We start from the raw sequence: 19371 nt of genomic DNA, 5'->3' as shown, positions 1-19371 counted from the left end.
AGACTGACTTGGCGCGTACGACTTCATTCGGCAAGCCCTTTATGTTTATTGCCTGGGGGCTGGCCATTGTCATGTTGGTCTGGTTTTTTGAAGACCAGTTGCAGCAACAGTTTAACCCGAACTCTCAGGTGCAAAGCCATGTCGATAACGGGCAAGTCACCGTTGTGCTGGAGCAAAACCGGATGGGTCACTATGTTGCTCAGGGTGATGTGAATGGTCAGCCTGTGACTTTCTTGCTGGATACCGGGGCAACACTGGTGGCTGTTCCTGAAAACTTGGCTAAAAAACTGGGTTTGCGTAAAGGACGGCAAGGTATGTCTCAAACAGCTAACGGACGTGTTATAACTTATAGGACAGAAATTGACAGGTTAGGGCTGGGTGAAATTCAGCTGACGAATGTCGCTGCTTCTATCACTCCCGGGATGGACGGTGATGTCATACTTTTGGGCATGAGTGCGTTGAAGGAATTTGAGTTAACGCAAAAAGGCGATACTCTTACATTACGTTATTAAACAAAACAGGAATGATGTATGTACAAAACATTACTAGGGGCAACCTTATTGTTGGCGGCGGGCAGTGTTAATGCACAACAAGAGGCGTTGCAACAATGTGCAGGGATTGAAGACTCGCTGGAGCGACTGGTATGTTATGACAATATTGCTAAGCAGTCTCAGGGTGAGTCGAAACAAGCAGAAGGAAAAGCCAGAGGAAAAGCGCAGGCTGAAAAACAGAAATCCAAGGCTGAGCGCCGTGGTAACTCTTCTTTAGAACGAGCGTTTGGCATGGAGCATAAAGACAAAGAAGAAGGCCAGCTTGACCGAATTGAGGTTGAAGTCGCAGCGAAAGAACAGGGGCCTTATGACAAGTGGCGTATTGAACTTAGTAATGGCCAGATTTGGAAACAGACCGACAGCGGCGGTTACTTTCCCTGGGACGAAGATGACACATATTATATTGAACGCGGCGCATTAAATTCATTTTTCTTTGGCCGTGAAGGTTCAAATCGCCGTATGCGAGTGCAGCGGGTTAAATAAAACAGGCGGTAAATATGCAGCGAGCCAATGCAGGATAGCCTCCCCGAATACAGTCTGTTGGCGACAGGCATAGCTATTGTTCTGATTGCTACGACAATTTTTGTCGTAGTGATCCGCAAAAGAGCGGAAAAGAAATACCAAGGCACAAATTACTTAATTCAGTCACATTATGAAGCGTTTAACTCGCTAGCCCGGCATCGGGATATTGAAAGCCGTCTGCTGGGCATCTGTCGGCTTATTGAGTCCCAAATTGATGGTGCCATGTGCGCCATTATGGCGGTTGATAAAAAAACACAAACCTTATCAACCGCCGCTTCAGTTTCCCTGCCCAAGTCCTATAACCAAGCCTTAGACGGCTTAGCCATAGCCGATGGTGTTGGAGCCTGTGGTACAGCGGCAGCGCTCGGTGAGCCCGTGCTGGTTGCTGATATGAGAAAGGATCAGCGCTTCAATGAGTTCCTGTCTCTCCTTGAACAGCAGGGTTTAGTGGCGTGCTGGTCCCACCCTATTTTTGCAACCTCGGACAGTGACGTTATTGGAACTTTCGCAATTTACTTTTCAGAGCCGAGAGTGCCTTTAGGACCGGAACTTGAGATTATTGTCCGTAATCGCGATCTGGTGGCTCTCATCATTGAGCAGGAGGAGCAAAGAAGGAGACAAGCTCGTCTTGAGCAGAGTCAAAGTTCACTTTTTACGCACAACCCTGATGCCGTGTTTATGCTTGATTTAGAAGGCAACTTTACTAGTGTTAATCGCTCGGTTTGCGAACTTTTATTGCTTAAAGAAGAGGATTTACTGGGTAAACACTACGAACTGGCAGTGCCTGAAAGTGACCAGAAACGAACCGCAGAGCACTTTGAAGCGGCTAAAGCCGGCATTCCGCAGTCCTACGAGATAAAAGTAAAAGACCAGACAGGTCAGCTTCATGACTTAGCGATAACCAATATTCCGATTATTATCGATGGCGAGATTACCGGCGTACACGGCATTGCTAAGGATATTACCGAACGAATTCAGCGAGAAGAAGCGTTAGAATTTTTCACTTCTCACGACAGCTTAACGCACCTGGTAAACCGCAGTGCAATGGAGCAGCGACTACAACAGCTGCAGGAAAATAAGACTGACGCGGCAATATTCGTCCTCTTTATCGATTTAGATGGCTTTAAGCCTATAAATGATAGCCTGGGGCACTACCTTGGAGACGAGGTCTTAATTGAAACGGCGCAACGCCTGCAACAGGTCGTTTCGGAACCTAACTTACTTTGCCGTTTTGGTGGCGATGAGTTTGTCGCCGTTATTCAGGATATGAGTGCTGTTGAGCAAGTTAATGCGTTATGCGCTGAAGTTTTAGCGGTATTTGAACAGCCCTTTCGGATTGGTGAAGTTGAGGTTTCTTTATCGGCAGCAATTGGTGTTTCAGCAAATGATATTGAGTTTAAACACCCTATGGAGCTTACTCAACGTGCCGATGTCGCTATGTATGAAGCGAAAAAGCGAGGAGGTAACTCTGTTTACTGGTATTCCGCAAACCTTGATGAAGGCTTAGGCTACAAAGTGGCATTGCGGACCAAAATTCAGGAAGCGCTGGCGCACGAGCAGTTTGAGCTATTCTATCAACCCATTATGACCGACAAAGGTAAAGTTGCCGGAGCCGAAGCGCTCATTCGCTGGCAACATCCAACCAAAGGCTATGTATCTCCTGCAGACTTTATCCCTGTTGCTGAGCGCACAGGGCAAATCATTCCAATTAGCGAATGGGTGCTAAAACAAGCTTGTCACGATCTGCAGCAGCTTAAGCGGTACGGCATAAAATCTGTCTCCGTAAACTTTTCGCCTATCCAGTTTTATCGCGAAGATTTTGTCAGTAAAACGAAAGCGATACTCGAACAGTTTGATATTAAACCCGGTGAGGTCACCGTCGAAATAACAGAGAATGTATTAGTTAATGACACTCAGCGTATTGCTGAATTATTGCAACAATTGCGAGATCTCGGTTTGGATGTGGCTATTGACGATTTTGGTAGTGGCTTTGCCAGCTTGCGTTATTTAAATATGTTGCCGGTAAATAAGCTCAAAATTGATCGCAGCTTTATTGAAAATATTCATGAGAACTCGCATAACGCCGCTATTACCTGCGGTATTCTGAGCATGGTTGCAAGCATAGGTATTGAAACTGTCGCTGAAGGTGTAGAAAAAGAAGAAGAGTGTGCTTATTTAACGGAGCATGGCTGCCACTTTATGCAGGGTTTCTTATTCAGTAAACCGAAGCCGCTGGGCGAACTGCTCAAATGGGCAGAACGCCAGCAATCTTTCGAGAACGAACGTTAGCGGATTCGGAACTGACGGAGCTCCTGTTGCAGGTTGGCAGATAGCTCCGCCAAATTTTCACTGGACTCTTTTACCTGCGCCGAACTTTGCGCGGACTGATCTGAAATACTACTAATAGTATTAATGTTCTGGTTAATTTCCTCTGTAACTGAGCTTTGCTCATCAGCCGCGCTGGCAATGTGACTGTTCATGTCATTAATTTCAGCTACCGCCGAGGTTATTGCCTGGAGTGACTCGTCAGCATTTCTTGCTCTTGCAACAGTGTGGTCTGCCTCTTCCTTACCGGTATTCATTGAGCGCACTGCTTCATGAGTTGCCGCTTGTAAACGCTCAATCATTTCCTGAATTTCTTGAGTTGATTTTTGCGTGCGACTGGCTAAGGTTCTGACTTCGTCAGCGACAACAGAGAAGCCTCTTCCATGTTCACCCGCGCGTGCAGATTCAATAGCCGCGTTTAACGCAAGCAAGTTGGTTTGTTCAGCTATGCTACCGATAACGTCTAATACTTTACCTATGTTGTCGCTATCTTCCGCTACCTTAGAAATGGTTTGAGATGTTTGATTTACGTGGTTAGCTAAATTCTGAATAGCATCGACTGTCGACTTAACGACATCTCGACCTTGCTTGGTATGATCGTCAGCTGTTTTCGCAGAAGTCGCTGCGTCATTGGCACTTTTGGCTATTTCATCTACTGTGGTCGACATTTCATGGATAGCCGTTGCGACCTGCTCAACCGCTTCGTGTTGCTTTCTGATGCTTTCGTTAGACTCTTCTGAAATGCTGGAAAGTTCTTCAGACGATGTTGCCAGTTGTTCAGTCATTTCATTAATTTTGGTAATAATGCGCTGCAGCTTTTCGACAAAAGCGTTAAAAGCGTCGGCTACCCGACCCAGTTCATCTGTTCTGTCCAGATTAACGCGTGCGGTTAAATCCCCTTCGCCTTTGGCCATATCTTCAAAACGTTCAAGCATTAAGTTCAATGGTCTGGTAATTAGCGGTGGAAAGAATAACGCCAACAATACGCAGATAATTAAACCTATGGTCAGAACAACCATCTCTGTCCAGTTACTTTGACTGATGACTTCGTCAATAATGTCAGACTGACTGAGTGCAGCTTCCTCTTTGCGTTGCTCTAGTTGGTCAAGAACGTCACGCATGGTCTCGAACTGAGGGCCGCTTTGCTGCTCACTTAAACTAATGGCTTCTTCAACCCGGTTTTGGCCATGAAGCTCTATTACTCGCTTATTAGTCGCGACCCAGGTCTCATTTTTACTTTTGTAATCAGCAACCATCTGACGCTCTTCGGCGCTTGAAGTGAGAGCCAAAAAACGGTCAACTCGTTGAGAAGCTTGCTGTAGGTTCTCATTGACTGTGTCGACAAGTGTTTGTTTTCTTGACGAGTCGGGTGGAACTGAAAGTAAGGTTCTCTCTGCTACCAGAGCCTGATGTAGGTCGCGATCGGCTTGCAATAAGTAATTAAGGCCGGGTAAGTGTTCACTGGCTATTTCATCAACGCTGTTAGCAACGGATTTAAAATTCACGGTACTGACTGTAGCAATACCAATAAGCACTAAAGCCAGTAGTGCAATAGGAAGTATTAATTTGTACCGAAATGTAAGGTTGTTAAACCAGCTCATAATTGTGCCTCTAGATAGCTTGCGACCGATGTCGTGTTACCCATTATCGGAAGCTAAGCAGGCTTACTTTAGCCGGTCAACAGTAAATGCTGAGCGTCATATTACACTCAGCATATCTGCTTTTTGCATTACTTAATATCGGTCAACCGCAAATACGGACGTATGGTTTTCCAGCCTTGGGGGAACTTCTCTTTTGCATCTTCGTCGCTGACTGTCGGACGAATAATGACAGAATCTCCGGGCATCCAATCTGCCGGGCAGGCCACTTCGTCACGATCAGTCGTTTGTAAAGCATCAATCACGCGTATAATCTCATTGAAGTTGCGCCCGACAGTCATTGGGTACGTCATGATTAAACGAATTTTTTGGTTCGGATCGATAATAAAAACCGAACGTACTGTTGCTGTAGCGCTTTCGTTTGGATGGATCATGTCGTAAAGCTGAGCGACTTCTAAATCTTTGTCGGCAACAATAGGAAACTCAAGTACGGTATTTTGAGTGTCATTAACATCGTTAATCCAGCCTTTGTGAGCTTCCACGGTATCGGTAGATAGCCCCAGAGGTTTCACGTTGCGCTTTTCAAACTCTGGTGCCAGTTGTGCTGTGCGACCCATTTCCGTAGTGCAAACCGGTGTATAATCTGCCGGGTGGCTGAAGAAAAATACCCACGAGCCTTTCGCCCAGTCATGGAATTTTATCGAACCCTGTGTGGTATCAATGGTAAAATTGGGTGCAGTATCGCCAATACGTAATGTCATAGAGTGCCTCCTGAAGCAATTATTGATAAGCTTTGCTGATAACCATTAAATAATAGCGTACGGAATACATTACAAGGCATTGGGCTTATAACCTTTTACTCTAATATAGATGCGTGGACTATTAGCAATGACTTTATTTATTGATGCCGATGCCTGCCCTGTGGCAATAAGGGAAATTCTCTTTCGCGCGGCACAACGAAAACAACTGCACCTCTACTTAGTGGCTAATCAACGCATTCAAACACCTAAATCGAAATTTATTCATATGGTGCAGGTAGGCAGTGGTTTCGATGTGGCAGACCATGAAATAGTCCGGCGCTGTGAAGCTGGTGACTTAATTATAACCAGTGATATTCCGCTGGCGTCTGAAGTGATAGACAAAGGCGCTAAGGCATTAAGCCCCCGGGGGGAGCTCTTCACTCCCGATAATATTCGACAGCGGCTGAACATAAGAGATTTTATGGACACCATGCGCAGCAGTGGTATCCAGTCTGGTGGTCCACCGCCGTTGTCGAATGTGGATCGCAAGAACTTTGCGGATCATTTAGATCGTTTATTAGCAGGGAGTTGAACTTGACCTTTTTTGCAGCGTTACCGGCAATTATCTGGGCTCTTATGGTTTGGTTTTTTCCTGAGTGGCTTATGTCTGTCTCGCTTTCAGTTCCCGGAACTGTCTCAGCCGCGTTAGGGACGGTGTTTTTGGTTGCCGCTTTCTTTCGGCAATGGCAATGGTTTTATTGGTGCGCATGGGTTGGTGGTATCTACGCTACGATTCAGCTCGGTTTACAGCAACCGCTGGCGCAGAAAGAGGTTTCCCAGCTGTACGATGCACTTCCTGTGTGGTTATCGCTTAGTGCCTTGCTCCTGACCCTCCTGAAAAAGCCAGTACTACTAACCGGAAAAGGCATACTGATATTTGTTGCTTTGGTAATACTGCCTTTATCGCTATTGCTGCCGCCAGTTGCCCAGGTTCTCGCTTTATTGAACCCCGCGGAGGTTTTGACTTTACCTGACTGGCAACAAAGTTCGTTTGCTATTGGGCTGCTCATTTGGACAGTCGCCATGGGCGGCGTCTGGGCAACTTATTTGCTTTATAAAAGCGCTTCCGCTTTTGCCTGGAGTCATTGGGCGGCCTGGCTTTCTCTTATGGTCTTTTTGTTGGCTGTACAGTATCAGCAAGCCTCTACCTGGGCAGCTTTGGCAGCCAGCGCTGGCTTATTGCTGGCGCTGGCCGACCAAATGTTGAAGCTGGCCTACATTGATGAACTAACGGGGCTGCCGCAACGGCGCGCGTTAATGAGTCAGTTGCAACACTTACGCAAACGCAGTGCCGTTTGCATGCTCGACGTTGATCATTTTAAAAAATTTAATGACCGCTATGGACACGAGGTTGGTGATCAGGTGTTGCGGCTGTTAGGCAGTATTTTAAAAGATCATGGCGGGTTTAAGGCCTACCGCTATGGCGGTGAGGAATTTACCTTAGTGTTTTTCCACAACGATGAAGAAAAGCTAAAAAGTTCGCTGGAAAGCGTTCGTAGCAAGGTCGCTAATTATCCGCTTAAATTGAGAGAGCCTTCGCGGCCGGAGAGTAAGACAAAAGGCAAAGAAGCGCGGGGTAAAAAAGAGCAGAGTAAAACGGTCAAAGTCACTATCAGTTTAGGTGCGACTTTAAAGGAACCTGATGATACTGCGGATAGCATTTTGAAACGTGCAGATGAGAACCTTTATTCTGCGAAAAAGGCTGGGCGTAATAGAGCGGTACTGAAATAGAAGCGATCTAAAACCAACGATATACGTTAATAGTTATATTGTTTTAAATCGTGGGCAAGTTAATGAGCTACATAAAAGAAACCATCGAAAAGCTAAAGCAAACCAGTCCGGCGCAAGTCGAGTTTTATCAAGCGGTAGAGGATGTACTTGAATCGATAGAACCTTTACTGGAAGAACGTCCTAAATATCGGGAGCACTCTATTATTGAGCGGCTGCTTGAGCCTGAGCGACAAATCATGTTTCGTGTCCCCTGGATGGACGATGACGGTAAAATTCAGGTCAATAAAGGCTACAGAATAGAGTTTAACTCGGCTTTGGGGCCTTATAAAGGCGGGCTGCGTTTTCACCCAAGTGTTAATGCCGGTATTGTTAAGTTTCTTGGTTTCGAGCAAATATTTAAGAATGCTCTGACCGGCTTACCCATTGGCGGCGGCAAAGGTGGTGCCAATTTCGATCCTAAAGGCAAGTCGGACGCGGAGATTATGCGTTTTTGCCAGTCGTTTATGAGTGAACTGTATCGTCATATCGGTCCTCATACGGATGTTCCTGCGGGAGACATCGGTGTGGGCTCAAGGGAAATTGGCTATCTGTTTGGTCAATATAAGCGCCTGGCCAACCGTTTTGACGGTGTTTTAACCGGAAAAGGTGAATTATGGGGCGGCTCGCAAGTTAGAAAAGAGGCGACAGGGTACGGTGTTGTCTATTTCGCTCAATGCATGATGGATGACCAGGATGACTCGCTGGACGGAAAGCGTTGTTTGATTTCAGGATCAGGTAATGTTGCTATTCATGCTATGGAAAAGCTGTATGAATTGGGGGCTAAACCGATAAGTTGCAGTGACTCCAGCGGAACCATTTACCATGATAACGGTATTGACCTTGACTTGGTCAAGCGCATAAAAGAAGAACAAGGCGGGCGGCTTAAAGAGTACCTTAAAACTCATGATGACGCCGAATACACATCCAAAGACGACTATCCCGAAGAGGGACACAGCGTTTGGCGCTACGAAGCTGATATTGCTTTCCCCTGTGCGACTCAAAATGAATTGACCGAAAAAGATGCCCGGGCACTTCTGGAAAACGGTTGCAAGTACATAGTGGAAGGGGCAAATATGCCTACCACCCAGGCCGCAGTCGAGCTTTTCATTGAGAGTGGCGTTGGTTATGGTCCGGGCAAAGCATCAAACGCAGGCGGTGTTGCCACTAGCCAGTTAGAGATGGCTCAGAATGCCAGTATGTTGCGCTGGGACTTTGAAGAAGTGGATGAAAAACTCAAAGAGATTATGAGCAATATATACCAAGATGCAAAACGCACTGCCGAAGAGTTCGGACACCCTAATAATTTAGTGCTTGGCGCAAATATTGCCGGGTTCCGTAAAGTCGCCGACGCCATGCTGGAACAAGGTGTGGTTTGATTTAATTAAGCTCGTTATTTCCTTTAAATTCAGACAAACGTTTGAAACAAACCATTGGTCGCAAAAGTGCTTTAGTGTTTTTAATAATAAAGGCATGCTCAGTTAATAAACAACTGGGGAGAAAAATATGAAAAAAGCACTTTTGGCGACGGCCTTTGTCCCATTAATTGTCGGCGGGTGCGCTGGCGTTGAACCTAAGGATACTCTGACTGAAACGTTGGAAACGGGTGGGGCACTAAAACCAGAACATCAACACATTAACCTTGAAAAAGCGCATTTATTTTTCGATATAAACCCGGAAAAACGTGAAGTTAAAGGTAAAACTGAACTGGTGCTCTCTGTTACTGAGAGACAGTCAGACTTCCTTATCGATTTTGACAATAACTACCAAATCTCAGCACTCTCTATTAATAGTCTTAAAACAAATGACTACACTCACGAACTCGGTGAAATTCGCTTTAGCCTTGAGCAACCAATAGCTGCTGGTGATAAGTTAAGAGTCACTATTGAATATAAAGGACAACCTCATGTCGCAATAAACCCTCCCTGGGATGGCGGCTACGTTTGGGACGAAACTGAAAATGGTAAACCCTGGATAGCCACTGCTGTGCAGGGAGAAGGCTGTGATTTGATTTGGCCCTGTATTGACCACCCAACGTTCGAGGCTAAGCAAACCGATATTGTTATTCGGGTGCCGAAAGGCCTGGTTGCCGCCAGTAACGGAAAGTTAATTGAAAGCAGTGAGGGTGAGGGTTGGTCGCAGTACCACTGGCGTAGTGAGCAGCCACAGAATAACTATGGTATTGCGTTAAATGTTGGCCCTTATGAGGTTCTTAAGGACACATACCAAAGTCGTTATGGACATGAGTATCCGTTGGTTTTTTACTATTTAGAAGGTAAAAAAGCTGAAGCGGAAAAATTGTTCAATGAGTTCTCTGAGCAGTTAGACTTCTACGAAGACGTCATTGGTCCCTATCCATTCTACGCTGAAAAAATGGGTGTCGTGGAAACTCCGCATTTGGGGATGGAACATCAAACCATTAATGCGTATGGGCAAGAATACAAAGCTGGAAAATACAATTTCGACTGGTTACTTCATCATGAGTTGGCTCATGAGTGGTTTGGAAATCAAGTTACTAACACCGACTGGGATCACATGTGGCTGCATGAAGGTTTCGGCGCTTACATGCAACCATTATATGGGCAATATTTGCATGGAGACTTTGTCTATCACAGTATGATGTATGACTCACGCATAGGTATACGAAACGAGCATCCGGTTGTATCGAATAAACCGATGTCAGAAGATGATGTTTATAAAGCTGACAGAGGGCCGGGTAGCGATATCTATCAAAAAGGCGCATGGATATTGCATACTTTAAGAAACTTGATTGGCGACGATGATTTCTTTGCAGCAACGAGAGAACTGGTTTACCAAACTACTGACCCGAAACCTGGAAACTTTGAACCGCATTTTGCGGACTCACAAGACTTCATTGATGCTGTTAATGAGCAAACAGGCGAGGACTTTACATGGTTTTTTGAACACTACCTTTATACAGCGAAGTTACCAGAGCTGGTTGCCGAGCAAGAAGGGAATAAGTTAAGCCTGCATTGGCAGACTTTTAACGAAGCAGCCTTTAAATTACCTGTAGAAGTGCAAGTTGGTGACACCATATCGACAGTTGTTGTTGGGAAAACTCCTATTCAGGTTGCGTTACCTACAACCGATGCACATTATGTATTAGACCCGTTGCATAAGATTTTGAAGCAGGAAGATTATTTAGATGCTTACGCGAAAGAGCAACCTCAATAATGAGGTTGCTCAATACTAGGCGTTACTGCTGCTTTTCCATCTCCTGATGAAATTCTGCCAAATCGGAAATAACTTTCTGGTTTGGCAATTCCGCGTAGGGTTGTTCAGCAAACTTGGTACCACGCAGTTGCACCGAAATACGCGCCGCATCGGGATTTAACATGGTTTGCTGGTAAAACGCTTTGGCGTCCGCAAGGCTTACGTTTTCAACAGCATCAATTAACTGCTCTTTGCTGTCGAATTCGAAGCGCTGCAAACTCAAATCAGCCAGGAATGGAGAAACTTCTTCCATCAAGTTCTTAGGCTTTTCGTTCAATGTAATCAAGGTACTCTGTTTGATTTGATTGAACTCTTCTGGCGTCATTTTCTGTAAGTCTTCCCAATATTCTTCCTTGAAGCTATCAAAGCGCTCCTGCATATCGGCAACGCTTTTAACCGGCGTCTGAATATACAGACCAAAACCTGCGTAATTATCCAGGCTCGGTGCGAATGAGCCCACAGCATAGGCCAGTTGCTCTTCTGTACGCAGGGTATCAAAGGCTACGGTACGGAAGTGACTTTGCAGAACCGTTCCTGCCGCTAACGCGGCAAAGCCTGGCTGAGGGTGAATGTGCGCATCGACCACCGCTACGTCAGCAACGTCCAGGTCACGACGTAATACAATGGATTTTCCGGTTTCAGGCTTCCAGAATTTAGCCATTTTAAAGTCAGTAACCTTACGGTCTTCGGGTAAACTGGCCTGAATGTTTTTAACCGACTCCTCCAGGTCACCTCGGTCATAATTACCAAAGGCAAATACGCGTATCGCATTATTACCGAGTAAGGTATTCATAAAGTCAGACAAGTCTGCCGGAGTTAATTCTTTCGCTGTTTCAATTAAGTCCGTTTGATTAAAGCCTCCTTCACGAATCAACTGCCCGTAGGCGTCAAAACTTTGATAAATAGGAAATTGCTGGCCTTTGTTCTGCAGTTCTCTGATATAGCGATCAACAGCCTGTTTAAAGGCCTGCTCTTCTACGTTGAAGCTCAAATTATCGATAGCTCGTTCAAGCAACTGAGGCTGCTTATCGGTAAAGCCGGACACCGTTAGTGACAGGCCGGTGCCATCATTAAGGTTCAGGTTCATACCCGCAATATTCGCCTCGGTGTCCAGAGCGCTAACATTCATATTGTATAAATCGCGCCATAAAGCAGTTAAAACGTCCGCTTTTATACTTTTAATAGGTGCGTCGTTGTTTATTTGAATATAAAACACACCGCGCGGCTGGTCGCTGTATAACTGGCTTGGATATTGCCAGACCTGAATGCCTTCCTCTTCGATAACCACTTTGGGTTTATCAAAAGCGTCGTTCTGCTTAATGGCAAAACTCTCTGGCAACAAGGTATTCACTTTCGGCAGGTTAATGGCCATTTTCGGTTCGTTATCCCAGCTCGCGATTTCTTCTTGCGGTATGTCAACAACCTTGTATTTGCCTTCATAGAAATCGAGCTCGCTGTCGTGCGGTTCGTCCTGACTAATATACCAAACACGCAATCTTTCCGGTGTTAGTTGTGACAGTACCGAGCGGATGGCTTCAGGATCAAATTCACGGTACTCATAGGGGGCGCTGATAGCATATTCGGCAGGGAAATTCTGCATTGTTTCAGCCAGAGAAGAAACGTAGCTGAACTCATCGCTTTTTTCTAAGAAGCGAAAACGGTTATTCAGGCTAGTTTTTATTTCTTTAAAGTAACTTTCATCAACGCCCTCAGCGCGAACTTTATCGATGTACTGCATAATAAGCGCGACAATCTCTTCACGCTGTTTCATGCCGGCATTAGTGAGCTCAACATCAATGGCCAGAACACCGTAGTTCCCGTAAAAAGTGGGTTGTGCCGATGCATTTAAGCTAGCAATAAGGCCTGCGTCTTTTAGTTGTTGTGCTGGCGTGCCAGGCATTTCTGAACCAAGCAAGTAACTGACATAACGGTTGGGTTTAACCGCAAACTGCTCCTGGTTGTCATCAATAATGAATTCCAGTTTTAGCTGCTTAACGTCTTCATTTGGTACATAGTGGATACGCTTCTTGCCAACGTCATCGAAGTTAATTTGAGCCGCGACTTCGGGCTCTTCAATACCGTCGTCTTCAATGCCGGCAAAGTGTTTACGAGCTAAGGCTTCCATCTCTTCTAACGAGCGGTCGCTTATCATGGCAACTTTCATAATGTTGGCAGAGTAAAAACGGTTGTAAAAATCGACGGTTTCTTTATGCAGCTCGCTGTTCTCTTTGTCACTCAGGCTGTCGAGGTTGCCAATAAGGAAACGGTTGGAAGGGTGTTCACCCAACAATAAGCGGCCTAATTTAAACTGCCCAAAAAAGTCCATTTCACGGCGCATTGACCACTCTGCGTTCACAGCATTGCGCTCTTTGTCTGCATACTCAGGGTATAGTTTGGGCGCTTTAAAAAAGTCAGAAAATCGGTCTAAAGCTTCATCATAGGCGCTATTATTAATTTTAAACATGTAGTTGGTGACATCCAGCCAGGTAGAGGCATTCTGACTACCACCGTTATTACTCATAAACTCGCTGTATTCGTTGGTATCGGGATACTTTTCGGTTCCCAGAAACAACATGTGCTCCAGATAATGTGCCAGCCCCTGTTGAGCTTCCGGGTCCTGCAGTAAACCAACGCCAACACTTAAAGCGGCAGCCGACTTATCTGTATTCGGATCAGAAACCAACATAATTTCAATATTATTATCCAAAGTCACGACGCGATACTGGCGCTCATCGTTTGGGCTTTTAATGACTTCGCCGGCAACGGCGTTTTGTGAGGTGCTGGTTTCGGTAACTGGCTGACTGCAGCCTGCGGCTAAAAGAGCAGAACTAATAGCACTTGCGAGTAATAACTTTTTCATAAGAATATCCCTTAAAAAATGACCACAATATAATAACGAGGACTACCCTTCTTGTTGAGGGTAACCTTTAATTATTTGTTGACTAATATGTAACAGATTGTGAGAGTTAAAGCATACTTTTGGTACAGGGATGTCAAAATGAAAGAAATTATTATAATAGCGGTGCTTTTTTTATTAGTTGGCTGCAGTTCACCTACTGTATTTCTCACAACAGAGCGGTTGCCGCAGAAAGAGCGTCAGGAATTAATTTCTGCATTGTCTGAAAATGGCTTCAAAGTTAAAGCAACTTCAGGCGTGATGGTTCCGGAAGAATTCCCAGATGTGGTTGTGGCGACAAACCCCGCCAATGAAAGCCCTGAGTTTTTCGCTAAACTTGAGCAGGTTATTCAGCAGCAAAACCTTGAACCTGTAACCTATCAAAAATTTTATCAACAGAAGCATTATTATAAAGGGCGTAATGTTGGGTTATACGTGCGAGGTAATGCTCCTGACTTAAGGCTTCCACCGGTTCTTCGCGGTAACCACCAAACCTGTAATAATCAGCGTATGATCCTTGAGTTTAACAATAATAAGCGAGTAAATATTGACGTAGAAAAAGAAGAGATAACCTCGTACAAAGGAAGCTATCAGTCGATATTACCTGACACCATTCATGCTAATTTCGACAGACTGGAAAGCCCCGTAACACTGAGGCTTTCTAAAGTGTCTGTAGAAACCTATGCGGGAATGAAATCCGCAGACAAAATAGTTATTACGAAAAGCGACAATAAAGTATTACCTGAAAACTGTGAGTTTATGATCATTCACTATTAAACCCGGTAACGTACTAAGTCTATTTTTCAGTAGCACATCCAGCGTAAACTTTCGCATAAGGCTGATCAAAGCAACGAATGAAGTTATCAACTACCGCTAAATTTGGTGGCCACTGTATTTCAATAGGGTTTCCGTCTGCATCTGTCGGATTAAAACCTTCGGGTTTAGGAACTGTGGCCAGCCTTTGTCTGTGCGTTTTTAAATTTTCCATATCTGACTGCAAAAAAGCGATGGTGGCGTCAACGTAGTGGTTTCAGCCTGCTATATCTCTTTGTGGCGGCTTTTTGGTTTGCTCCATTAAGCTAATTGCTTGTTGATACTGCCCCACTTCCGCGCGAAGTTGCCCTTCGTGCCAGATTAAAGTTTTTAATGCGCCTGAGGAAACTTCATTTTCGGTGTAGTAAGTATGAATAAGGTCAGCCGCGACATCCAGACAGTCACCGTTTTCAACAAGAACCGGCCAGCCTTTTTCAAAGTTTTGATCAAATTCTCTGGGAGAAAGTTCTAACATTTCAGTTTCGCTGTAAGAGCAGCTTTTATTCTCCGTATCGATATCTTTGGCAAGGGACAACGGAGAGGCCACCGTTATTGAAAGGAAGCCGGTAAAGAGTAATGTCCGCATAGTGAAACTGCTTGTAGTAGACTGCATAATGTCATTCTCCTGCTGAATAAAGGTACTGATTTCGCTTTTGGGAGCCATTAAGGCAAAGGAATAAACTCATCTTCATCGCCAACAACTTTATCAAAGCGTTGATTCTGCCAATCTTTTCTTGCCTGCTCTATACGTTCTTTATTAGACGACACAAAATTCCAGTTAATAAATCTATTGCCCAATGCATTGCCGCCAATAATGACAATATGTGATGGTTCCTGAGCTGTAATAACGGGGTGCGCTTCAGTTTTTAATACAGCCAATGTTCTTGCCGCTAGTTCTTTACCTTCTGAATTTAAGCGACCAGAAACGATATAAACAGCTAACTCTTCTGTTGTCGGTAACGTTAGTTCTTGGGCAGAGTCCAATTGGGCTTCCACGTACAAAGTTTCAGACAAGGTGGGTACAGGTGACTTTACGCCATAAGCTTCACCTATCATGACGCGAACCGAAACCTCATTCACATTAGCGGACGGAATATCGGCTGACGGAATATGATAAAAGGCGGGCTCTATCTGTTCGTACTGTTCAGGCAAAGCTAACCAGAGTTGCAAGCCATGCAGCCTGTGTTCACGGGCGGTAATTTCCGGGCGCTCTCTTTCTGAGTGTGTAACGCCCCTGCCTGCGACCATCAGGTTGATATCGCCGGGCTTAATTACCTGATAACTGCCAATTGAATCCCGATGCAGCATTTCGCCATCGAATAAGTAAGTGACAGTGGATAACCCAATATGCGGGTGGGGTGCGACATTGACGCCTTCTCCTGGCTAGAAGTCGGCTGGACCCATTTCATCAAAGAAAATCCATGGTCCGATCATACGCTTTTGGCGAGTAGGTAATGCGCGGCGGACATAAAAGCCGCCTAAGTCGCTGTCGCGAGGTTCAATAATAACTTCTATTGCAGACGACGGTTGTTCGTGCGAGTCACAACCTTGTTCAGCATTGTTAAGAATATTGCTCATGGAACACCTCGGTGAATTTTCCATTTAATACTAGCAGCTAATTCAATAATGACTGGGTGATTAAGCCTATGATCAAAACAATGGCTAGGCTGGTTACGGTTCCTAGCAAGACATATTCGTGCTTGCTCTCTTCTTTGAATCGCAGAATTGATTTTGCTGCAATAACGAATCCAATAGCGGTAAATTGGTTCATTAAAATAAGTGTCAAAATAATAAATCGTTCTAAAATTCCAATTAAAGAACCCGCTTTGTCCAGCGGCTCGTCTGTGTCTTGATTATTGTTGTCGGTATTATTTGATAAACGCCAGGGTCTGAGTACGAACTGAATAAGAATAGAAGTTGGCCTTAAAATTAGTAGGTAAGCCAGTACTACTGCGACAAATTCTAATGTGGTTGCTTCGCGTAGTGTGTCAAGATTGATAAAGGCAAAGTAGCCGAACAGGTATGCCCAGACACTGAGAATGACAAGTAAGTGTAGCAACTGATCGACGGTAAAACAGAGTAGCGAACCTTTGCATTTAGACAGGCGTGATTTAATGAGGTCAATCATGAAATGAGTGCCGCCGATCACTAAACTTGCCCATATCAGTGCGAGCTCAAAGCTTGAGGCAAACAATAGAACGATAAGAGCCAGAACGGTGTGAGACGCTGCGTGCCTAATGTTTGCCAGTACTGAGGTTTTAGCTCCTTTAGAGGACTTACTTTTTATGCTGCGACTGGTTTGCAAATAGAAGTCGCCGACAACATGAGCCAAAATTAACAGAGCCAGTATGACAAAATGCTCAATCATGATTTAGCTCCTCACGAACCAATGTCTCAAAATAGTGAATTGAGTCAACAACAAGTAGATATTCACTGCCATTAAGGATTTTTGTTGTATTAGCGCGACTTTTGTTCAGCTTATTTGCCAGCTCGGCGTGTGTTTGTGAGTCATCCAGTAAATAAAAGTAGAGCGCTTCAGATTGCATGGATGTTAAAGAGCTAAGGTGAGTGTCGAGTAACTTCACAACAATAGGAATATGGCGGTTCAGCAGTTTGTTTTCCGAGCTAAAAACGAGGCGATGTGACCTCATTTCATCAAGATTTTTACCCGATAAGATAAAGGCTTGCCCAGTAGAAGTTTTAACATCCTTTCTTAGATCTTTTACGTTACCAATCGCGATACTCTGACGCACGTCGATTTTATAATTATTAGATTTGAGCTTAAGGCGAATCAAGATGGCTGCTTTTAATGCCGCCCAGGGACAAAAAAACGTGATTTGAAAAGAGTCGCCCCGGTAGATGTCGAAAGTAGCCTTGTCGCTTGCTTCAAAGGACGTCAGCTCGTTCTTAAGCTGTTTTAATAGCTCATCATAATGCGCTGAACTTAAGTTTCGTGAGTCAACAATGTCGCCGGTGATAACTGCTATAACATGCTTCTTCATATGGTTGTCCAAATAACTCGAAAGATAAGTAACCGATTATAGTTACATTAGATAATGTAGCCGTTTTTAGTTACTTTTTCAAATGTAACCAAATTAAGTTACATATAAGCGGTTTTCTGGATAGTGATATGAGACGGTCTGTGGGGGGAAGAAAGCCCTCTGATTTGTTCAGAGGGCTTAGTGGCGCAGATGCTGTATCTGACTTTTGAGTTTTTAAGAATGCCTTTATAGTGGGAAAAAAATAAAAATCGATTTGTTGCTCAATATTCATTCAAATCTGCCGATAGCCATATTAGAAGCCTCATACGAAAGAGGAACCAAAAGTGAAAGTTCAATCAAAAATCATTATTTGGCCTTAGTGGAGCGGAGCGAGTTATGAATATAAATGCACTGAATCATACATATGCTGGGCAAGTATCTTCTCATTATAGTAATGGGCCATTTTCCACAGAAAACCCCATTGGATTAGCGGATGAAGTATCGGATGACATTATTAGCCAAAAGTCAGAAGAGCTTCGAAATGAAATTTCACAGTATAATTTACGTGATATGAATCCTGATGACTTACGTAAATTAGGAGGGTACCTATTTGAATCTGGCGAAATATCCGGCAATGCAGCATCAGTTTTTATCATGGTTGGGCAAGATTTCGGTAATGAAAGTTCTATAGATGCGATTAGTCACCTTGAAGAAAGGTATGCCCGAATTAAAGAAATTGATCGTCAAGAGCAAGGCTTCTCTGAATCTGTAAAGATATACGGCGATGCCCTTCATACTTTGTATAATTTAGAGAGTTTTATTAAGGGAAGTCGGGAGCATATCGGCATTGATGTAAAGGTGTAATCAGACTAACCTCTTTGCCCCCTCCAAATTGCACCATGACCTCGACGAGATTCCCTTTAAAGCTACTAATGAACGGTTAGTATCGTTCGGCCGAAGGCTTAGTGCTCTGCTATTATCGGAAGGCGGTTTCTGGCGCGCTTTCACATCGTTCTCGCGCGACTTCAATAGCGTCTCGCCCTGCATCAGGAGTTGATTTTAAAGTTGGGTAAGAGCCTATTTCCTTAAAGTACTGAACTCCAAGGCTTACACAACGGTTGTATGTATCCTTTTCCTGGCTTTCACTCTCGACTTTTGCCTCGTTGCTCTCACCACAAGAAGCAATAGCTAAAACTGATAAAAAAGCGATAATTCCTTTTTGAATCATAACGACTCCCTTAAAGTTTGATTATCTTATTGTGTCAAGCTAGCTTGTCCGGTCAAGCACTATTCACTTTCAAGTATAGCTCCAACTCGATTCCACTTTTCAAGAACTAAGTGTAAGGAGTTCGAAACAGAGTCAATGGACTCGTTAACTATAGTAGTCGTAGAGTTGAAATATTGCACATTTGAGTTAACGTCAGCTTGTATGGATCCTTGTCCCAAACCGTGTAAAACACCAGCTACTGGATCGCTATAACCTTTAAACAACCCACGGGACAAACTGCTTAAACCTGAATTCCTGTTAAGAATCTGAAGATGCTCATTAGCAAGAATTCACAAACCTGCTAATTGATGTAAATTAGAGTTAAGCTCATTAGCCGCATTGGGTTCTGCCTCGATTTTAAGGACACATTTAAAGTGAGGCATAGTCAGAGCAGCCGAGGCGTTTGGTCACAGAGTAAGTTATAGTTTTTGCAGAGGCTTATCTTGAATGTCGAGAGTGGAAGTCCCGCGGTTTATCTTCTTTACCGTTGCTAAGATCGCTTCGGTGCTGCCAATCAGTCCATGTGTATTCCAAGGTGCTCGTTGAAGGTGTTATAAATATTGAAAAAATGCCCTAGTCCCTTGCCTTGGGTAAGGAGGACTCGAATAAACCTCAAA

General features: G+C 44.4%; 19 protein-coding genes and 1 pseudogene. 9 read left to right on the top strand and 11 right to left on the bottom strand.

All coding sequences use genetic code 11. From position 1 onward, the window contains the following. Window positions 1–8: 8 nt before the first annotated feature. Genes NJR55_RS04435 through NJR55_RS04425 form a run of 3 tightly spaced genes read left to right on the top strand, consistent with a single transcriptional unit; the run spans window position 9 to window position 3362 of the window. A complete protein-coding gene (locus tag NJR55_RS04435; protein ID WP_253618193.1) occupies window positions 9–512 on the top strand; it encodes a retropepsin-like aspartic protease family protein in 504 nt (167 codons plus the stop codon). A gap of 18 nt (window positions 513–530) precedes the next feature. After that, a complete protein-coding gene (locus NJR55_RS04430; RefSeq protein WP_253618192.1) occupies window positions 531–1034 on the top strand; it encodes a type VI secretion protein in 504 nt (167 codons plus the stop codon). 27 nt (window positions 1035–1061) lie between these two features. Further along, the gene (locus NJR55_RS04425) at window positions 1062–3362 is read left to right on the top strand and encodes a putative bifunctional diguanylate cyclase/phosphodiesterase (protein WP_253618190.1); all 2301 of its coding nucleotides are present in this window, start codon (window positions 1062–1064) and stop codon (window positions 3360–3362) included. Here NJR55_RS04425 and NJR55_RS04420 read toward each other — a convergent pair. Both NJR55_RS04420 and NJR55_RS04415 read right to left on the bottom strand, forming a co-directional pair. Further along, window positions 3359–4999 carry a methyl-accepting chemotaxis protein gene (locus NJR55_RS04420; RefSeq protein WP_253618188.1) on the bottom strand — a complete coding sequence of 547 codons (1641 nt, stop codon included), beginning with the start codon at window positions 4997–4999 and terminating at the stop codon, window positions 3359–3361. The two genes, NJR55_RS04425 and NJR55_RS04420, sit on opposite strands and share 4 nt — an antisense overlap. 128 nt (window positions 5000–5127) lie before the next feature. Then, on the bottom strand, window positions 5128–5757 hold the full coding sequence (locus NJR55_RS04415) for a peroxiredoxin (protein ID WP_253618186.1): 630 nt from the start codon (window positions 5755–5757) through the stop codon (window positions 5128–5130). A gap of 127 nt (window positions 5758–5884) precedes the next feature. Between NJR55_RS04415 and NJR55_RS04410 the strand changes: the two genes are divergently transcribed. The 4 genes from NJR55_RS04410 to NJR55_RS04395 all read left to right on the top strand — a co-directional run bounded on the left by NJR55_RS04410 (window position 5885) and on the right by NJR55_RS04395 (window position 10758). Continuing rightward, on the top strand, window positions 5885–6328 hold the full coding sequence (locus NJR55_RS04410; protein ID WP_114982459.1) for a YaiI/YqxD family protein: 444 nt from the start codon (window positions 5885–5887) through the stop codon (window positions 6326–6328). Window positions 6329–6330: 2 nt separating this feature from the next. Continuing rightward, window positions 6331–7527: a GGDEF domain-containing protein gene (locus NJR55_RS04405; protein WP_253618185.1), complete on the top strand. Its 1197-nt coding sequence runs from the start codon at window positions 6331–6333 to the stop codon at window positions 7525–7527. 62 nt (window positions 7528–7589) lie between these two features. After that, the gene (gene gdhA / locus NJR55_RS04400) at window positions 7590–8942 is read left to right on the top strand and encodes an NADP-specific glutamate dehydrogenase (protein ID WP_253618184.1); all 1353 of its coding nucleotides are present in this window, start codon (window positions 7590–7592) and stop codon (window positions 8940–8942) included. A gap of 127 nt (window positions 8943–9069) precedes the next feature. After that, on the top strand, window positions 9070–10758 hold the full coding sequence (locus NJR55_RS04395; protein WP_253618183.1) for a M1 family metallopeptidase: 1689 nt from the start codon (window positions 9070–9072) through the stop codon (window positions 10756–10758). Window positions 10759–10780: 22 nt separating this feature from the next. Here the strand turns inward: NJR55_RS04395 and NJR55_RS04390 are convergent, their stop codons facing one another. Next, entirely contained in the window at window positions 10781–13657 is a 2877-nt protein-coding gene (locus NJR55_RS04390) for an insulinase family protein (protein WP_253618182.1), read from the bottom strand. A gap of 138 nt (window positions 13658–13795) precedes the next feature. On the opposite strand from NJR55_RS04390, the gene NJR55_RS04385 reads away from it, so the two are divergent. Next, window positions 13796–14470, top strand: coding sequence for a hypothetical protein (locus tag NJR55_RS04385; RefSeq protein WP_253618181.1), 675 nt, complete (start codon window positions 13796–13798; stop codon window positions 14468–14470). A gap of 19 nt (window positions 14471–14489) precedes the next feature. On the opposite strand, the gene NJR55_RS04380 is transcribed toward NJR55_RS04385, so the two are convergent. The 7 genes and pseudogenes from NJR55_RS04380 to NJR55_RS04355 form a co-directional block, all read right to left on the bottom strand. Continuing rightward, window positions 14490–14681 carry a hypothetical protein gene (locus NJR55_RS04380; protein ID WP_253618180.1) on the bottom strand — a complete coding sequence of 64 codons (192 nt, stop codon included), beginning with the start codon at window positions 14679–14681 and terminating at the stop codon, window positions 14490–14492. Window positions 14682–14723: 42 nt separating this feature from the next. Beyond that, window positions 14724–15119 (bottom strand): hypothetical protein, encoded by a 396-nt coding sequence (locus NJR55_RS04375; RefSeq protein WP_253618178.1) that lies wholly within the window; start codon window positions 15117–15119, stop codon window positions 14724–14726. Between the two features lie 50 nt (window positions 15120–15169). Then, window positions 15170–15658: a pirin family protein gene (locus NJR55_RS13715; RefSeq protein WP_338034527.1), complete on the bottom strand. Its 489-nt coding sequence runs from the start codon at window positions 15656–15658 to the stop codon at window positions 15170–15172. 15 nt (window positions 15659–15673) lie between these two features. Next, window positions 15674–15865: pseudogene (locus NJR55_RS13710) on the bottom strand (pirin family protein); the annotation flags it as partial. 24 nt (window positions 15866–15889) lie between these two features. Beyond that, window positions 15890–16084 carry a hypothetical protein gene (locus NJR55_RS04365; protein ID WP_253618176.1) on the bottom strand — a complete coding sequence of 65 codons (195 nt, stop codon included), beginning with the start codon at window positions 16082–16084 and terminating at the stop codon, window positions 15890–15892. Between the two features lie 37 nt (window positions 16085–16121). Further along, complete coding sequence (locus NJR55_RS04360; protein WP_253618175.1) at window positions 16122–16874, bottom strand: DUF3307 domain-containing protein; 753 nt, start codon at window positions 16872–16874, stop codon at window positions 16122–16124. Beyond that, entirely contained in the window at window positions 16867–17508 is a 642-nt protein-coding gene (locus NJR55_RS04355) for a hypothetical protein (RefSeq protein ID WP_253618173.1), read from the bottom strand. The genes NJR55_RS04360 and NJR55_RS04355 overlap by 8 nt, the downstream gene beginning before the upstream one ends. A gap of 375 nt (window positions 17509–17883) precedes the next feature. Here NJR55_RS04355 and NJR55_RS04350 point away from each other — a divergent pair, with 375 nt between their 5' ends. Beyond that, entirely contained in the window at window positions 17884–18351 is a 468-nt protein-coding gene (locus tag NJR55_RS04350; RefSeq protein WP_253618172.1) for a hypothetical protein, read from the top strand. A gap of 112 nt (window positions 18352–18463) precedes the next feature. On the opposite strand, the gene NJR55_RS04345 is transcribed toward NJR55_RS04350, so the two are convergent. After that, window positions 18464–18715 (bottom strand): hypothetical protein, encoded by a 252-nt coding sequence (locus NJR55_RS04345; RefSeq protein WP_253618170.1) that lies wholly within the window; start codon window positions 18713–18715, stop codon window positions 18464–18466. Between the last annotated feature and the right edge of the window lie 656 nt (window positions 18716–19371).

It is taken from the genome of Idiomarina rhizosphaerae (genome assembly GCF_024159085.1).
Lineage (GTDB): Bacteria > Pseudomonadota > Gammaproteobacteria > Enterobacterales > Alteromonadaceae > Idiomarina > Idiomarina rhizosphaerae.
The sequence above is the reverse complement of the archived record's forward strand: the minus strand, read 5'-3'. Positions and strand labels throughout refer to the sequence as shown.

What these genes read in the sequence shown, in the direction of transcription:
- NJR55_RS04430 (WP_253618192.1), top strand. Translation starts at nt 531, where the DNA reads ATGTACAAAACATTACTAGGGGCAACCTTATTGTTGGCGGCGGGCAGT.
- NJR55_RS04425 (WP_253618190.1), top strand. Translation starts at nt 1,062, where the DNA reads ATGCAGGATAGCCTCCCCGAATACAGTCTGTTGGCGACAGGCATAGCT.
- NJR55_RS04420 (WP_253618188.1), bottom strand. Translation starts at nt 4,999, where the DNA reads ATGAGCTGGTTTAACAACCTTACATTTCGGTACAAATTAATACTTCCT.
- NJR55_RS04415 (WP_253618186.1), bottom strand. Translation starts at nt 5,757, where the DNA reads ATGACATTACGTATTGGCGATACTGCACCCAATTTTACCATTGATACC.
- NJR55_RS04410 (WP_114982459.1), top strand. Translation starts at nt 5,885, where the DNA reads ATGACTTTATTTATTGATGCCGATGCCTGCCCTGTGGCAATAAGGGAA.
- gdhA (WP_253618184.1), top strand. Translation starts at nt 7,590, where the DNA reads ATGAGCTACATAAAAGAAACCATCGAAAAGCTAAAGCAAACCAGTCCG.
- NJR55_RS04395 (WP_253618183.1), top strand. Translation starts at nt 9,070, where the DNA reads ATGAAAAAAGCACTTTTGGCGACGGCCTTTGTCCCATTAATTGTCGGC.
- NJR55_RS04390 (WP_253618182.1), bottom strand. Translation starts at nt 13,657, where the DNA reads ATGAAAAAGTTATTACTCGCAAGTGCTATTAGTTCTGCTCTTTTAGCC.
- NJR55_RS04385 (WP_253618181.1), top strand. Translation starts at nt 13,796, where the DNA reads ATGAAAGAAATTATTATAATAGCGGTGCTTTTTTTATTAGTTGGCTGC.
- NJR55_RS04380 (WP_253618180.1), bottom strand. Translation starts at nt 14,681, where the DNA reads ATGGAAAATTTAAAAACGCACAGACAAAGGCTGGCCACAGTTCCTAAA.
- NJR55_RS04375 (WP_253618178.1), bottom strand. Translation starts at nt 15,119, where the DNA reads ATGCAGTCTACTACAAGCAGTTTCACTATGCGGACATTACTCTTTACC.
- NJR55_RS04365 (WP_253618176.1), bottom strand. Translation starts at nt 16,084, where the DNA reads ATGAGCAATATTCTTAACAATGCTGAACAAGGTTGTGACTCGCACGAA.
- NJR55_RS04360 (WP_253618175.1), bottom strand. Translation starts at nt 16,874, where the DNA reads ATGATTGAGCATTTTGTCATACTGGCTCTGTTAATTTTGGCTCATGTT.
- NJR55_RS04355 (WP_253618173.1), bottom strand. Translation starts at nt 17,508, where the DNA reads ATGAAGAAGCATGTTATAGCAGTTATCACCGGCGACATTGTTGACTCA.
- NJR55_RS04350 (WP_253618172.1), top strand. Translation starts at nt 17,884, where the DNA reads ATGAATATAAATGCACTGAATCATACATATGCTGGGCAAGTATCTTCT.
- NJR55_RS04345 (WP_253618170.1), bottom strand. Translation starts at nt 18,715, where the DNA reads ATGATTCAAAAAGGAATTATCGCTTTTTTATCAGTTTTAGCTATTGCT.